The organism is Lonepinella sp. MS14434, assembly GCF_042468235.1.
GTDB lineage: Bacteria > Pseudomonadota > Gammaproteobacteria > Enterobacterales > Pasteurellaceae > Lonepinella.
The window spans coordinates 2,143,956-2,158,475 of the sequence record NZ_CP170386.1; the positions used below are offsets into that span (position 1 = coordinate 2,143,956).

The 14,520-nt window shown below is 38.9% G+C and carries 14 protein-coding genes and 1 pseudogene; 6 read left to right on the forward strand and 9 right to left on the reverse strand.

Annotation, left to right across the window (positions count from 1 at the left end):
• Window positions 1-250: 250 nt before the first annotated feature.
• From mreD to O1Q79_RS10375, 4 genes are all read right to left on the reverse strand, one after another.
• Window positions 251-742, reverse strand: coding sequence for a rod shape-determining protein MreD (gene mreD / locus O1Q79_RS10360; RefSeq protein ID WP_386692293.1), 492 nt, complete (start codon window positions 740-742; stop codon window positions 251-253).
• Window positions 742-1,848, reverse strand: a complete 1,107-nt coding sequence (gene mreC / locus O1Q79_RS10365; RefSeq protein ID WP_386692295.1) for a rod shape-determining protein MreC — start codon at window positions 1,846-1,848, stop codon at window positions 742-744. Before mreC ends, mreD begins: the two co-directional genes overlap by 1 nt.
• 76 nt (window positions 1,849-1,924) lie before the next feature.
• Complete coding sequence (locus tag O1Q79_RS10370; protein WP_132300108.1) at window positions 1,925-2,977, reverse strand: rod shape-determining protein; 1,053 nt, start codon at window positions 2,975-2,977, stop codon at window positions 1,925-1,927.
• 656 nt (window positions 2,978-3,633) lie between these two features.
• Window positions 3,634-3,801 carry a substrate-binding domain-containing protein gene (locus O1Q79_RS10375; protein ID WP_386692297.1) on the reverse strand — a complete coding sequence of 56 codons (168 nt, stop codon included), beginning with the start codon at window positions 3,799-3,801 and terminating at the stop codon, window positions 3,634-3,636.
• Window positions 3,802-3,822: 21 nt separating this feature from the next.
• Here O1Q79_RS10375 and O1Q79_RS10380 point away from each other — a divergent pair.
• Window positions 3,823-4,173 (forward strand): annotated as a pseudogene (locus O1Q79_RS10380) (transketolase C-terminal domain-containing protein); the annotation flags it as partial.
• Between the two features lie 73 nt (window positions 4,174-4,246).
• On the opposite strand, the gene uvrA reads toward O1Q79_RS10380, so the two are convergent.
• Complete coding sequence (gene uvrA / locus O1Q79_RS10385; protein WP_386692299.1) at window positions 4,247-7,075, reverse strand: excinuclease ABC subunit UvrA; 2,829 nt, start codon at window positions 7,073-7,075, stop codon at window positions 4,247-4,249.
• A 149-nt stretch (window positions 7,076-7,224) separates the two neighbouring features.
• Between uvrA and O1Q79_RS10390 the strand changes: the two genes are divergently transcribed.
• The 5 genes from O1Q79_RS10390 to dld all read left to right on the forward strand — a co-directional run bounded on the left by O1Q79_RS10390 (window position 7,225) and on the right by dld (window position 11,614).
• Window positions 7,225-7,743: a single-stranded DNA-binding protein gene (locus tag O1Q79_RS10390; protein ID WP_386692301.1), complete on the forward strand. Its 519-nt coding sequence runs from the start codon at window positions 7,225-7,227 to the stop codon at window positions 7,741-7,743.
• 74 nt (window positions 7,744-7,817) lie between these two features.
• Entirely contained in the window at window positions 7,818-8,363 is a 546-nt protein-coding gene (locus O1Q79_RS10395) for a Sua5/YciO/YrdC/YwlC family protein (protein ID WP_386692303.1), read from the forward strand.
• A 3-nt stretch (window positions 8,364-8,366) separates the two neighbouring features.
• Window positions 8,367-9,176 carry a shikimate dehydrogenase gene (gene aroE / locus O1Q79_RS10400; RefSeq protein ID WP_386692305.1) on the forward strand — a complete coding sequence of 270 codons (810 nt, stop codon included), beginning with the start codon at window positions 8,367-8,369 and terminating at the stop codon, window positions 9,174-9,176.
• Window positions 9,176-9,898: an MgtC/SapB family protein gene (locus O1Q79_RS10405; RefSeq protein ID WP_386692307.1), complete on the forward strand. Its 723-nt coding sequence runs from the start codon at window positions 9,176-9,178 to the stop codon at window positions 9,896-9,898. The genes aroE and O1Q79_RS10405 overlap by 1 nt, the downstream gene beginning before the upstream one ends.
• A gap of 30 nt (window positions 9,899-9,928) precedes the next feature.
• Complete coding sequence (gene dld, locus O1Q79_RS10410; protein ID WP_386692309.1) at window positions 9,929-11,614, forward strand: D-lactate dehydrogenase; 1,686 nt, start codon at window positions 9,929-9,931, stop codon at window positions 11,612-11,614.
• A gap of 145 nt (window positions 11,615-11,759) precedes the next feature.
• On the opposite strand, the gene yidC is transcribed toward dld, so the two are convergent.
• The 4 genes from yidC to rpmH are packed head-to-tail and all read right to left on the reverse strand — an operon-like array spanning window position 11,760 to window position 14,109.
• Window positions 11,760-13,373 (reverse strand): membrane protein insertase YidC, encoded by a 1,614-nt coding sequence (yidC, locus tag O1Q79_RS10415; protein WP_386693395.1) that lies wholly within the window; start codon window positions 13,371-13,373, stop codon window positions 11,760-11,762.
• Window positions 13,370-13,636 carry a membrane protein insertion efficiency factor YidD gene (gene yidD, locus O1Q79_RS10420; protein WP_386692311.1) on the reverse strand — a complete coding sequence of 89 codons (267 nt, stop codon included), beginning with the start codon at window positions 13,634-13,636 and terminating at the stop codon, window positions 13,370-13,372. The genes yidC and yidD overlap by 4 nt, the downstream gene beginning before the upstream one ends.
• Window positions 13,591-13,959: a ribonuclease P protein component gene (gene rnpA, locus O1Q79_RS10425; protein ID WP_386692313.1), complete on the reverse strand. Its 369-nt coding sequence runs from the start codon at window positions 13,957-13,959 to the stop codon at window positions 13,591-13,593. Before rnpA ends, yidD begins: the two co-directional genes overlap by 46 nt.
• 15 nt (window positions 13,960-13,974) lie before the next feature.
• On the reverse strand, window positions 13,975-14,109 hold the full coding sequence (rpmH, locus tag O1Q79_RS10430; protein WP_005539760.1) for a 50S ribosomal protein L34: 135 nt from the start codon (window positions 14,107-14,109) through the stop codon (window positions 13,975-13,977).
• Window positions 14,110-14,520: the final 411 nt, after the last annotated feature.

Sequence of the window (14,520 nt, forward strand, 5' to 3'; positions counted from 1 at the left end):
TAAGCGAGTTTTGCTTATTTTGCCACAGAATTTATATGGGTAAACTGCGGTGAATTCAGACAAAATTTTGTAATTTCAAATTTTATTAGTGTATTAATTTAAATAATAATTAATAAATAATGTTATTAACTGTAAATATCAAAACTATTAGTATAATAATTTTTAAGAAATATATCATTCTAATTAAAATACGGTAAGAGTAGTGACCATTTTCGGTAAAACTAATTGGGTAATTTTATCTTACCTAATTTTATTCATTAATTTGCAATTTCAACCTGATCTTGCGCAACAACAAAAATACCCAAGGCCAAAGTAACCCACTAATGAATGCTCCAAAGATTTCTTGCCATTGAAAAGTAGCATTATGCATTGTCCATTCAATCAAGAAAATGCCAATACGAATACAAAATACCAGTAAAACGGTGAGTAAACTCTGTTGTAAAAGGGAGAGATTGCTTAATACAGAATGATTTTTTGCGACTACATACATAAACACTGAAAGTACTAAAGCATGTACACCCATTACAGAACCTAGCACCAGATCCCAAACAACACCAAGCACAAACGCCGATCCAATACTGATTTTTTCCGGAATAGATAATGACCAATACGTTAACACTAACACTAACCAAGCTGGTTTGAAACTTTGGAAACCAGCTGGCCAAGGGGCAATTTCTAATACTAATGCTGCTACAAAAATACAGAGTAAACTAATGACCTGAATAAGAAAACGTCCGTTCATTAATATTCCTCCCGATGTTCTTTTAACTCAAGATCAAACTGAGTATCATTTAAATTCATTTCCATGGGTAAATTCTCAGTACTATTATCATCCATGGTATGTGGTATATTTTGCTCTTGCTCTTGCTCTTGCTCTTGCTCTTGCTCTTGCTCTTGCTCTTGCTCTTGCTCTTGCTCTTCAGAGGTTTTTTCTTTTTTTTGGCGTGTATCGACTTTATTCCCTAATCGTTGTTGCACAGCATTACGTACTTCTTCCGGTGAAAGCGCCTGAACCTTATGCATATCTTCTGCACTTGACCAGAGAAGTAAAACATAACGTAATCGTTCTAAGGAAGCCAAGGGTTTAGCAGTAATCGTGGCAAAATAGTTAGAACCATCTCGAGAAACAGTCTCAACCACCGCAACTGGATAACCTTCTGGGAAACGACCTCCTAAACCAGAAGTCACCAGTAAATCCCCTTTTACAATATCCACTGAACGTGGCACATTATCAAGGGATAGTTCATCTGCCCGACCAGTTCCACTTGCAATGGTTCGTACATCATTACGCAATACTTGCACAGGAATGGAGTGGGTAACATCCGTCAATAACAAGACTCGAGAACTATCTTCACCGGCTGAAATAATTTGCCCAACTACGCCACGTTCATCAATCACTGGTTGACCCACATAGGCACCCGTTCCTCTGCCTTGGTTAATCACCACTTGTTGACGATAGGTATCACTTTCCGCAGTTAATACTTCGGCAATTTTTTTATATTCATCAGTACGTAATGGAGAATTGAGTAATAAACGCAATCGTTGATTTTCCACTTTTAATTGATCCAACAATAATAAATCCGCATTTTTTTCTCGTAATTGTTCTTTCAATACGCGGTTTTCAATTTGCAGTTTATTGGTATCAATGAGATTGTCAGAAACACTATCAAGAACCGTATGGGGAGTATTAGCTAAGTAATATAAACCACCAACAAAGGTCTCCAGTGCACTACGTACTTTAATCATCGCATTACTTTGCCCGTCAGAAAGAATCAGCACAATAGATGCTGTTACGGCGAGAAATAAACGTAATCCCAATGGCGGGGCTTTTCCGAAAATAGGTTTCATAGCCAATCCAAAACAAAGTAAAAAGTGCGGTGCAAAAATAGAAAATTTATCACCGCACTTTTTTCACTGTATTTATTTAAATATCATCACTAAAAATATCGCCACCATGCATATCGATCATATGCAAAGCTTCACCACCACCTAATGCAACACAAGTTAATGGATTATCTGCCACCACGACACGTACGCCAGTTTCTTTACTGACTAAATGTGCAATATTACGTAATAAGGCGCCGCCGCCGGTTAATACGATGCCGTATTCATAAATATCGGCAGCATGCTCAGGTTTACATTCTTCTAAAGCAGAACGAATTGCATCAATAATGCCTTTTAATGGCTGACTAATGGCTTCTAACACATCACGAGAAGTCAGGGTAAATGGACGTGGCACACCTTCGGATAAATTCAAGCCGTGAACTTCTAATTCAAGTACATCGTCATCAGATTCAATATAAGCCACACCGATTTCATGTTTAATGCGCTCTGCGGTAGCTTCACCAATGATCGAACCAAAGGTTTTACGCACATAAGAAATAATCGCTTCGTCAAATTTATCTCCACCAATACGCACGGAAGAAGAATAAGCTAAACCATTTAGAGCAATCACCGCAATTTCTGTGGTCCCGCCACCGATATCAATCACCATTGACCCAGTTGGGGTAGATACTGGCAATCCCGCACCAATTGCCGCTGCCATCGGTTCTTCAATTAAATAGACTTCTCTGGCGCCAGCACCAATTGCTGATTCTTTAATGGCACGACGTTCAACTTGCGTTGCCCCTGCCGGCACACAAATTAACACGCGTGGACTCGGACGCAGAAAATTACCACTATGTACTTGTTTAATAAAGTATTGCAACATCTTTTCCGTCACAAAGAAATCGGCGATTACCCCGTCTTTCATCGGACGAATAGCTTCAATATTGTTGGAAGTACGACCTAGCATCATTTTAGCGTCTTTACCCACCGCTGCAATACTACGTTGCCCTGCTCGCCCTTGACGAATTGCCACCACAGAAGGTTCATCAAGTACAATCCCTTGATCTTTTACATAAATTAAAGTATTTGCTGTACCTAAATCAATAGACAAGTCGTTGGAGAATAAACCCCGAATTTTTTTGAATAACATAAGAATTCCGTTCGTTAAATAATATATAGAAAAATTATGCGTAATGTATCAAAAAATCGGCAGTAATTACAGTTAATTTTCAGAATTATAGGAAAAAGCCATGTGACTTAATAATCTGTTGTGCTTTAAGACAATGCAAAAACATGAAAGAACTATTCAGTCATTTTATTTTCAGTGAGTAACGCCGTGCTGTATTCAGCGATGACGTCAAATTCTTGCGGAATGTGGATGTTGGCTTTTCCACTGTCGTATTGAGCGGTGTGACTATCTCAATTAGGGGATGGCGAAAGCTGATGGTACTAAAAACGGTAATATTCGCCACTATTTCACCGTATTAATGCTTTTCCATTGACACTTTTTAAAAGCCTTTAATTGTGCTGGCAGTCACATTGTATGCTCCGGCATAATCCGTCATTAAGCCCGTATATTTACTCGAACTATAGGTTTCTAAATTCGGATTGGTAATATAGTTTTAATGCGTTGCTCAGTATTTGATATCTTTCAAACGAGCTTGCAATAACGGACGATTGGCAAAGGAGGCTTGAATCAGATCTTCGCCATTTTTCTCTTTTTCAAAAACGTTCGCAATAATCCGAATCCCTTCCTTTAATCCTTCGCTGTAAGCTGTCTCTTCATTTTCTAAGGTTGGAGTGATGTTAACAACTGTCTCTCACCACCAATTTTGTAGGGATCTCGATCAATTCTGCCTGAATATTGGTGTCATTATCTTGTAATAACGACTTGAGTTTTTGTCCTGCTTGATAACCAATTTGTTCATAAGGGATAGAAATGGTTGTGAGTCTTGGATAAGATACGGCCCCCACATCTAAGCCCCCTAAGCTGGCAACGGCATTATGGTCGCCGAAGCCTTAGATGCTGCCGATAAATTGGCAGAACAAGGCATTGTAGCCACGGTGGTGGATATTTTCACCTTAAAACCGCTGGATGTGGATTGTGTGATTGATTGTGCCAAACGCACAGGTAAAATTGTCACTTGCGAAAACCATAGCATTCATAGCATTACCAATGGATTAGGTTCAGCGGTCGCAGAAGTGCTTGCCGAGCATTGCCCAACACCAATGCGTAGGGTTGGTATTAATAATCGTTATGGACAAGTAGGTACATTAGATTTCTTAATGCAAGAATATGGCTTAACCGCAGAACATATTGTGCAGAAAGCGTTAGAGTTATTCTAGTTGTAAACAACAGTAAAAGGGGTAAAGCTTAATACTAATTGGCTTTACTCCTTTTTAGTAGCACTTTTGCTGGCTATACTTTTAAGATAGATTTCAAGAATCTCGCTGTATGCGATTTTTTATCTTTTGCCACTTGTTCTGGCGTACCTTTGGCGATAATTTCACCGCCACCACTACCTCCTTCGGGACCAAGATCTACGATCCAGTCAGCAGTTTTGATCACGTCTAAATTATGTTCAATTACCACAATGGTATTTCCTTGATCACGTAAGCGGTGTAACACTTCCAACAACTGTTTGATGTCAGCAAAATGTAAGCCAGTAGTGGGTTCATCCAAAATATACAAGGTTTTTCCTGTATCTCGCTTAGACAATTCGGTGGCTAACTTCACTCGTTGGGCTTCGCCACCAGATAGCGTGGTAGAAGATTGCCCTAAGCGAATATAAGACAAACCTACATCCATAAGAGTTTGCAATTTACGGGCAATTACAGGGATGGCATCAAAAAATTCGCGGGCTTCTTCCACTGTCATATCTAGTACTTGATGAATGGTTTTGCCTTTGTAACGGATTTCGAGTGTTTCACGGTTGTAGCGTTTTCCTTTGCAGTGGTCGCACGGCACATATACATCGGGCAAGAAATGCATTTCTACTTTTAATACGCCATCGCCTTGACAGGCTTCACAACGCCCACCACGCACATTAAAACTGAAACGACCCACGTTATAACCCCTTGCTCGGGATTCTGGTACACCTGCAAATAGTTCACGAATGGGGGTAAATAAACCTGTATAAGTCGCTGGATTCGAACGTGGCGTACGTCCAATCGGGCTTTGGTTAATGTCGATCACTTTGTCGAAATGTTGCAAGCCATCAATGGATTCATAAGGCGCGAAGTTAATATTATCTGCACGGTTTAATGCATTTTGTGCTAACGGGAATAAGGTATCATTAATTAAAGTGGATTTACCCGAACCTGACACCCCCGTAATACAAGTAAACAAGCCCACCGGAATTTCTAAATTTACCGATTTCAGATTATTTCCTGTGGCACCGTTTAAGCGTAAAATTTTGCTTGGATCAAGTGCGGTGCGTTTTTCGGGAATTTTGATAGTTTCGACCCCTGACAAATATTTGCCTGTAATGGAATGGGGATTTGCCATAATTTCTTGAGCGGTACCTTGTGCAATGATTTCACCACCATGAACCCCCGCCCCCGGTCCAATATCAATAATATGATCTGCTGCTCGAATAGCATCTTCATCATGTTCCACTACGATCACGGTATTGCCAAGATTCCGTAAATGAATCAACGTGTTAAGCAAGCGTTCATTATCTCGTTGGTGCAACCCGATGGACGGTTCATCTAACACGTACATCACACCTACTAAGCCGGCACCAATTTGGCTGGCTAAACGAATCCGTTGTGCTTCGCCACCGGAAAGGGTTTCTGCCGAACGAGAAAGAGAAAGATAGTTCAAGCCTACATTGACTAAGAAAGAAAGACGTTCTTTAATTTCTTTCAAAATTTTTTCCGCAATTTTAGCTTTTTGTCCAGCTAATGCCATTTTCTCAAAAAACTGCAAGGCTTCGCCGATGCTCATTTCCGATACATCTGGCAAGTTGGTTTGTCCGATATAAACATGGCGAGCTTCTGGTCGTAAACGTGAACCATCACAATCTATACAAGGACGAGTGCTAATATTTTTGGCTAATTCTTCACGTACAGACATTGATTCCGTTTCTTTATAACGGCGAGCCATATTATTTAAAATTCCTTCAAAAGGATGACGACGGATAACTTTATCGCCCCGATCATTTAAATAACTAAACTCAATTTCTTCTTTACCCGAACCGTGCAACACAATATCGTGAATTTTTTTCGGTAGTTTTTCAAATGGGGTTTCTACATCAAAATCATAATGTCTGGCTAAAGACGTTAACATTTGATAATAATAGAAATTCCTCCGATCCCAACCTTTAATAGCACCGCCGGCTAAAGAAATAGATGGATTTTGTACGACGCGTTTTTCATCAAAAAATTGTTGTACGCCTAAACCATCACAAGTGGGACAAGCTCCGGCTGGATTATTAAAAGAAAATAACCTCGGTTCTAATTCTGGTACGGAATATCCACAATGGGAACAAGCAAAATTTGCAGAAAAAACCAATTCTTCGGCTTTTTCATCTTCCATATTAGCGACAACAGCGGTACCACCGGATAATTCTAGAGTCGTTTCAAAGGATTCTGCTAATCTGGTGGCTAAATCCGGTCTGACTTTAAAACGATCAACTACCACTTCAATGGTGTGTTTTTTCTGCAATTCTAATGTCGGAGGATCGGATAAATCACAAATTTCACCGTCAATTCTAGCTCGAATATAGCCTTGAGCAGCAATGTGTTCTAAAATCTTCACATGCTCACCTTTGCGAGCTTTCACTACTGGGGCAAGCAACATCATTTTGCTATTTTCAGGCAAACTCAATACCTTATCTACCATTTGTGAAATAGTTTGAGCAGCTAATGGTTCATTATGCGTTGGACAACGTGGCTCGCCCACTCGAGCAAACAGCAAGCGTAAATAATCGTGAATTTCTGTTACCGTTCCCACCGTTGAACGAGGGTTGTGTGATGTCGATTTTTGTTCAATGGAAATTGCTGGTGAAAGCCCTTCAATGCTGTCCACATCCGGTTTTTCCATTAAGGAAAGAAATTGACGAGCATACGCCGACAGACTTTCTACATAACGACGTTGCCCTTCCGCATAGAGTGTATCAAAAGCTAAAGATGATTTTCCTGATCCCGATAATCCAGTAATAACGATTAATTTATCACGTGGAATGGTTAAGTTAATATTTTTTAAATTATGGGTTCTTGCCCCACGAATGTCTATTTGATCCATTGTCTGCCCCATAGCAGTACGAAAAAAGTAAAATTTTGGAAAGCATATCACATATTTTAATCTCTGTTAAAATAACCAGTAAAAAATATGGATTTTTTTTTTATTTTAAGGCAGAATATTGTCTAAATTAACCATTAATCGAGGAAATTATGGCAGGAGTTAATAAAGTCATTATCGTTGGTCGCTTAGGTAACGATCCGGAAATTCGTACCATGCCAAACGGCGAAGCGGTCGCCAATATTAGTGTTGCGACGAGTGAAAGTTGGAATGATAAAAATACCGGTGAACGGCGTGAAGTCACTGAATGGCATCGCATTGTGTTCTATCGTCGTCAAGCTGAAGTGGTGGGTGAATACTTACGCAAAGGTTCACAGGTTTATGTTGAAGGTCGTTTACGTACTCGGAAATGGCAAGATCAGAGTGGACAAGATCGTTACACCACTGAAATTCAAGGCGATGTCATGCAAATGTTGGACAGTCGCAATGCAAACCAAGGTGGATTTAACCAAGATAACGGTGGCTTTGCCAGCAATGGTAATTTTGCGGGGCAACAATCTGGTGGTTATTCACGCTCAACATCTGCACCTCGTCAGCCCCAGCAAACACAAAAAGCAGCACCAGTAAGTGAACCACCTTTGGATAATTTTGATGATGATATTCCATTTTAGACAATAATCAATTTATTATGAAGAAACGCTGGTTTACTCTAGCGTTTCTTTTTATTTTAATTAACAATAATTATATGAACACATTAGTTAATTTACTCAAGTCTGATCACGTTATTGCTTATCCTACTGAAGCCGTATTCGGTCTAGGTTGTCATCCGTTAAGCCAAACTGCGGTGGAAAAATTATTAGATTTAAAACAGCGCCCGATGGAAAAAGGGTTAATTTTAGTGGCACCAGATATAAATTTTTTATTGCCATTTATTGAGACGAAAAATTTCACGCCACAGGACTGGGAGAGATTACAAGGACAATATGACCGTCCAACTACTTGGGTGGTACCGGTCCGTGCAGATGTACCAAAATTTCTAACTGGAAAATTTGATAGTATTGCAGTTCGCCTGTGCCATCATCCAGCGGTGCAACAATTATGCTATGCCGCTGGTTTTGCCTTAACCTCAACTAGTGCTAATTTGACAGGGCTACCACCTTGTAAAACAGCAGCAGAAGTGCGGTCACAATTTGGTGAGAATTTCCCACTGTTAGATATGCCAGTAGGCAATGCGAAAAATCCATCAGAAATTCGGGATTTATTTACTAATCAATTATTTAGACAAGGATAGCAAATGGATAAATATGCGGTATGGGGCAATCCAATAGCTCAGAGCAAATCTCCTTTGATTCATCAGTTTTTTGCTCAACAAACTAGTCAGAAAATGGAGTATGTGGCAATCCTAGGGGATAAAATTCATTTTGAATCCCAACTTCTGGCATTTTTTGCAGCGGGGGCGAAAGGATGTAATATTACTGCTCCTTTCAAACAGCGTGCTTATCAACTTGCTCAAGTTTATAGCGAACGAGCATTAACCGCGGGTGCCTGTAACACGTTGAAAAAATTAGATAATGGTGAACTCTATGCAGATAATACAGACGGTGCTGGGTTAGTCAGTGATTTACAACGTTTAGATTGGCTAAAACCCAATCAGTCTATCTTAATTTTAGGGGCAGGAGGGGCGACGCAAGGTGTATTATTACCTTTATTACAAGCTCGACAAAATATTACGATTGCTAACCGTACTTTAGCCAAAGCACAGGATTTAGCGGATAAATTCGCACAATATGGTAAAGTAAGTGCGGAGCAATTAAGCGACATTCCCGTGCATCAATTTAATTTAGTGATTAATGCGACCTCTTTAGGATTACAAGGGCAAACTACTCCGATTAATCCAGATATTCTGAAACTAGCCCATGCTGTTTATGATATGCAATACGCTCAACAATCTGATACACCTTTTGTGGCTTGGGCGAAGTCTCTTGGTGCACAGAATGTGAGTGACGGTTTTGGCATGTTGGTGGGGCAGGCAGCCCATTCTTTCGACTTATGGCGAGGTGTCATGCCTGATGTTACTTCCCTAATAGAACAAGAGATAATCTAATGGAAAATATACAAACTTTATTTTTAGCATTGATTAATTCATCACATTTTATTATTTTAATGAAATTATGTGTCGCCATGTGTCTAGGTGGCATCATTGGTTTAGAGCGTGAATTAAAACGTAAGCCTGTCGGGGTAAAAACTTGTGTCATTATTTCCATTACGACCTGTATTTTAACCATTGTTTCCATTCAATCGGCAGAATATTATGCGGAAGTTTCACAAAATATCCGTACCGATCCTATGCGATTAGCCGCCCAAGTGATTAGTGGGATAGGTTTTCTTGGTGCTGGTGTTATTCTACGTAAAAGCAATGATGCTATTTCAGGGTTAACCACCGCTGCGATTATTTGGGCAGCGGCGGGAATTGGAATTGCATCAGGAGCAGGTTTTTTCTTTGATGCCATTCTTGCGACCTTGATGATTTTTATTGCCATTCGTTTAAGTCCGATTGTGCAACGTTATGTTCAGCGTCATCGTCCCGCAGATATTAAGGCTACTTTAACCGTTCATCTCAATGATATGGCGGGTATTAATAAAATTAAAACCTTATTTGCACAGCAACATTGTGATATTGAAGATATGAATATTAAGGATTTATATCATGGGGAAATTAAGTTGGATTTACGTGCTGATTTAGAAGATAAAGAGATTTTACATCGTCTTTACAGTGAAATTAAATTGATTCCGGAAGTGCTTGGGGTTGATTTGGAAAGTAAATAATACAATAGACTATTTTATAAGGAATTTGCTATGGCAATAATACAACTTATTGCAGAACTTAATCAAATTGTTGGTAAAAACTATGTTATTACCGATCCCGCTAAAAATCAACAATACCGTAGTGGCTATCGTTTTGGTTCGGGTAAAGCTATTGCTGTAGTTCGTCCTGCAACCTTAATTGAATTTTGGCGAGTATTAAAAGTCTGTGTTGCCGCAGATGTTATTGTTATTTCACAAGCTGCTAATACTGGATTAACTGGTGGCTCAACCCCAAGCGGTAATGATTATGATCGTGATATTGTGATTATTAATGCTATGCGAATTGATGGTATTCAAATGATTAACAATGCGCAACAAGTAGTGTGTTTACCCGGTTCAACATTGAACGAACTAGAACTGTTATTAAAACCGCATCAACGTGAACCCCATTCCGTGATTGGTTCATCTTGCATTGGTGCTTCTATCATTGGCGGAATCTGTAATAATTCCGGTGGAGCATTAGTGCAACGTGGTCCGGCTTATACTGAAATGGCGGTCTTTGCCCAATTAGATGAAAAAGGCGAATTGTCTTTACATAACCATTTAGGTATTGATCTTGGTGACAGTCCAGAACAAATTTTACAGAATTTACAGTCTGGTAATTATCGCCCTGAACAAATTCAACAAACTGAAAAACGTGGACATGACCATGCCTATTGTAATCATGTTCGTCAAGTGGACGAAGATAGCCCCGCTCGTTTTAATGCTGATCCTAATCGACATTACGAAGCATCGGGATGCGCTGGTAAATTGGCTATTTTTGCGGTACGGCTTGATACCTTTCCATTAGAAAAAGACACCGCTGTTTTTTATATTGGTACCAATCAAACCGATGTACTTAATAATATTCGTCGCCATATGTTAAGCAATTTCCGACAACTACCTATTTCAGGCGAATATATCCATCGTGATGCGTTTGATGTAACGGCAAAATATGGTAAAGATACCTTTTGGGTGATTAGAAAATTTGGTACTCATCGACTTCCAGCGTTATTTGCCTTAAAAGCAAAAGTGGATCGTTTCGCTAAAAAAATCGGATTACAGGATTTCAGCGATAAATTACTGCAATTTGGATCTAAGTTTATTCCACAGCATTTACCTGAAAGTTTGCGTCAATACCGTGATAAATATGAACATCATTTAATTATAAAAATGGGCGGAACAGGGATACAAGAAGCTCGAGATTATTTAATGCATTATTTTAATGATCCAAACAATGGTGGCTATTTTGAATGTGATGCCAATGAAACACAAGCTGCTATGTTACATCGTTTTGCGGTTGCATCTGCAGCCATTCGCTATCGAGCCATTCATGCTGAGGAAGTTGAAGAGCTCGTTGCACTTGATATTGCACTAAGACGGAATGACGATCAGTGGTTTGAAACCTTACCTGATGAAATTAACCAGAAAATCAGCCATAAACTCTATTATGGACATTTTATGTGTTATGTATTTCATCAGGATTATATTGTGAAAAAAGGGCATGATTGCCATGCTTTAGAAGAGGAAATGTTAGCAATATTAGATAAACGTGGAGCTAAGTATCCGGCTGAACATAATGTTGGACATTTATATGAGGCAAAACCTGAGCTACGTAAATTTTATCGCAACCTTGATCCAACGAATAGTTTTAATCCCGGAATAGGAAAAACATCTAAGAAAAAATATTGGGCGTAGGTAAGTGCCCATTCTATATGAAAATAGTGCGGTGGGAAACTCACAACTTTTCCGCCGCACTATTTTATTACCTATGCCTAATGAACAAAAGTGCGACTAATTCTCTATATTGAAGTATTAGTCGCATTTCAGTTCGTTAAACCAATTATTTACGAGAATGTAACCCTTTCTTCTCTAATCCACGATAAATCAACTGTTGTTGAACAATGGTGATTAAGTTAGACACTAACCAGTATAACACCAAGCCAGACGGGAACCATAAGAAGAAAACAGTAAAGATCACTGGCATAAAGGTCATCACTTTTTGTTGCATTGGATCTGCCACTGGGGTTGGCGACATTTTTTGTAACAGGAACATTGATGCTCCCATTAACAATGGCAAAATATAATACGGATCTTGTGCCGATAAGTCTTGAATCCAACCAAAGAATGGCGCATGACGTAACTCTACCGCTTCCATAAATGTCCAGTATAAAGCAATGAAAATTGGCATTTGCACAAGAATCGGTAAGCAACCACCCATTGGGTTGACTTTTTCTTCTTTGTACAATTTCATCATTTCCTGACTCATACGTTGACGATCATCGCCGAAACGTTCACGCATTTCCTGCATTTTTGGTTGCAACATACGCATTTTTGCCATGGAGGTGTATTGTGCTTTAGTGAGTGGGTATAAGATCCCTTTCACAATGATAGTAACACACATAATTGCCACACCCCAGTTCACCACAATACTTTGAATAAAGGTTAACAATTTAAATAATGGTTTTGCAATAAACCACGCCCAACCATAATCAACAGTTAAATCAAGGTGGTTTGCTACGTCGCCCATTTTATTTTGTAATTTAGGACCTGTCCAAAGTTGACTTTTGATCGTTTCACTTGTTCCAGCTGGAACAGTCACGGTCGGTCCACGATAACCAATAAAACCCATGCCGTTATTGGTGCTAGTGTAAAGTTGATTATCTGCATCTTGATTCGGAATCCAAGCAGACACAAAATAATGTTGTAATATTGCAATCCAACCCGCTTTAGTATTAATCGCTAGGTTATTTTTCCCCATATCTTCAAAACTATATTTTTTATAGTTAGTTTCGGCTGAAGAATAAGCACCACCAGTATAGGTCGGCATCGCCATATTGCCTGAATTTTCCACTAAAGTGTGTTTTAACTGACCATAAGGTTGTACTTCAATTGCTGTGTCGCTGTTATTTTGAATTTCATAATTCACTTCAACTGCGTATTCACCACGTTTTAACACAAAGACTTTATGATAAGTCACACCATTCTGGCTAAAGGTTAATGGCACTCGTAATTCATTTTGACCATCAGCTAGTGCAAAGTTATCACCATCTACTTGATACGCAGCACGACCTGCCGCACTATCAATCCCGTTTTTGCCCACTAAACCACTTTGTGCAACATAAACTTTGTTCGGATTATTTTCTAATAATACTAAACGTTCTTGGCTATTAAGTTCTGCTGCATAATCTAATAGGCTACTTGCCACCACATCACCGCCTAAAGTATCCACTTTTAAGCTAAATACGTCATTTGTTAGGGTGATAATACGACCTTGAGTCGTTCCATCAACCATTGATGCAGATGCAGTTGAGCTGGTTGGCGTATCATTAGATACAGCAGAAACTGTAGTTTGTTGTGCCACTGGTTTCGGTGCTTTGTCAATTTCCCATTGTTGGTAAACAAGGAACGAAATAAACAGTAGAGCAAGAGCTAATAAGCTACGATTATTCATCAGTTGTTCTCTTTGTGATTATTGTTATAATTTTTTGGTGGAACAGGATCGAATCCACCAGCATTTAAAGGATGACATTTTAATATACGTTTAAGCGTAAGCCAACCCCCTTTTATTGCTCCGTGCGTTTTTATTGCTTCAATACCATAACAAGAACAGGTCGGAACAAAGCGACAACGAGGTCCAATTAACGGACTTAGCACAATTTGGTAAACACGAATTAGTTTGATGAGAACTTTTTCGCCAATCGAATGTGACGTTGCCATAATTTATCCAAAGTTTGGGTTAAAGTTGGATTATCTAACTTGCCAATACCTGCTTTTGCCACAATCACAAAATCATAGTTAGGCAAACTATGTTGTAATAAACGAAAACTTTCACGGCATAAACGTTTAATCCGATTACGATCGTGGGCTCTTTTCAAATGTTTTTTTGCCACGGTAAGACCTAAACGTGGATGCGTCAGATTATTTTTTCGGGCAAGAATTGTGATTTCAGGTGCAGAAGAACGGAGCGGCTCTTGAAAGACGTATTTGAAATGTTCGGGAGTCAACAAACGCAACTCCCTAGAAAAGTTTAGCTTAACCACGCTAAGGCGTAAGGATTAAGCAGATAAACTTTTACGACCTTTAGCACGACGACGAGCTAAAACTTGACGGCCGTTTTTAGTTGCCATACGAGCACGGAAACCGTGAGTACGACTACGTTTTAATACAGAAGGTTGAAATGTACGTTTCATATTAAAATTTACCTAAATCAAAATGGTTATTGATCGCTTTATTCACAAATGCCGTTGCAAAAGCGAACAAAACACAAATTACTTGAAAACAAGGGTATTCAAAGTTAAGGAACAAGATTCTACTCATAAAATCTACGTTCGTCAAATTGGAATCAGCCAAATCAAGTAATTATTGATTAAAAATCTACAAATTATCTTATCTATTTTTGCAACTACTTGATTTTTTGCTATAAAAGATCCCTAAAAAAGAGTGGGCAAATTATACGGATTTTGGCAAAAATCTCAAGTAATTTTTTTGATCCTTTTATGAAGATCTTTCAACGTTTTTATTGTAGAATTAAATGAGTTTAAACCGCACTTTTCTGTTAGATTCTTAGCTTTATAACATAATTAATTGATATTAAAATAAAA

Bases quoted from the DNA above. Each gene is read 5' to 3' on its own strand.
- O1Q79_RS10390 (WP_386692301.1), top strand. From the start codon at position 7,225: ATGGCAGGAGTTAATAAAGTCATTATCGTTGGTCGCTTAGGTAACGAT.
- dld (WP_386692309.1), top strand. From the start codon at position 9,929: ATGGCAATAATACAACTTATTGCAGAACTTAATCAAATTGTTGGTAAA.
- O1Q79_RS10370 (WP_132300108.1), bottom strand. From the start codon at position 2,977: ATGTTATTCAAAAAAATTCGGGGTTTATTCTCCAACGACTTGTCTATT.
- uvrA (WP_386692299.1), bottom strand. From the start codon at position 7,075: ATGGATCAAATAGACATTCGTGGGGCAAGAACCCATAATTTAAAAAAT.
- mreC (WP_386692295.1), bottom strand. From the start codon at position 1,848: ATGAAACCTATTTTCGGAAAAGCCCCGCCATTGGGATTACGTTTATTT.
- mreD (WP_386692293.1), bottom strand. From the start codon at position 742: ATGAACGGACGTTTTCTTATTCAGGTCATTAGTTTACTCTGTATTTTT.
- O1Q79_RS10395 (WP_386692303.1), top strand. From the start codon at position 7,818: ATGAACACATTAGTTAATTTACTCAAGTCTGATCACGTTATTGCTTAT.
- rpmH (WP_005539760.1), bottom strand. From the start codon at position 14,109: ATGAAACGTACATTTCAACCTTCTGTATTAAAACGTAGTCGTACTCAC.
- O1Q79_RS10405 (WP_386692307.1), top strand. From the start codon at position 9,176: ATGGAAAATATACAAACTTTATTTTTAGCATTGATTAATTCATCACAT.
- aroE (WP_386692305.1), top strand. From the start codon at position 8,367: ATGGATAAATATGCGGTATGGGGCAATCCAATAGCTCAGAGCAAATCT.
- yidD (WP_386692311.1), bottom strand. From the start codon at position 13,636: ATGGCAACGTCACATTCGATTGGCGAAAAAGTTCTCATCAAACTAATT.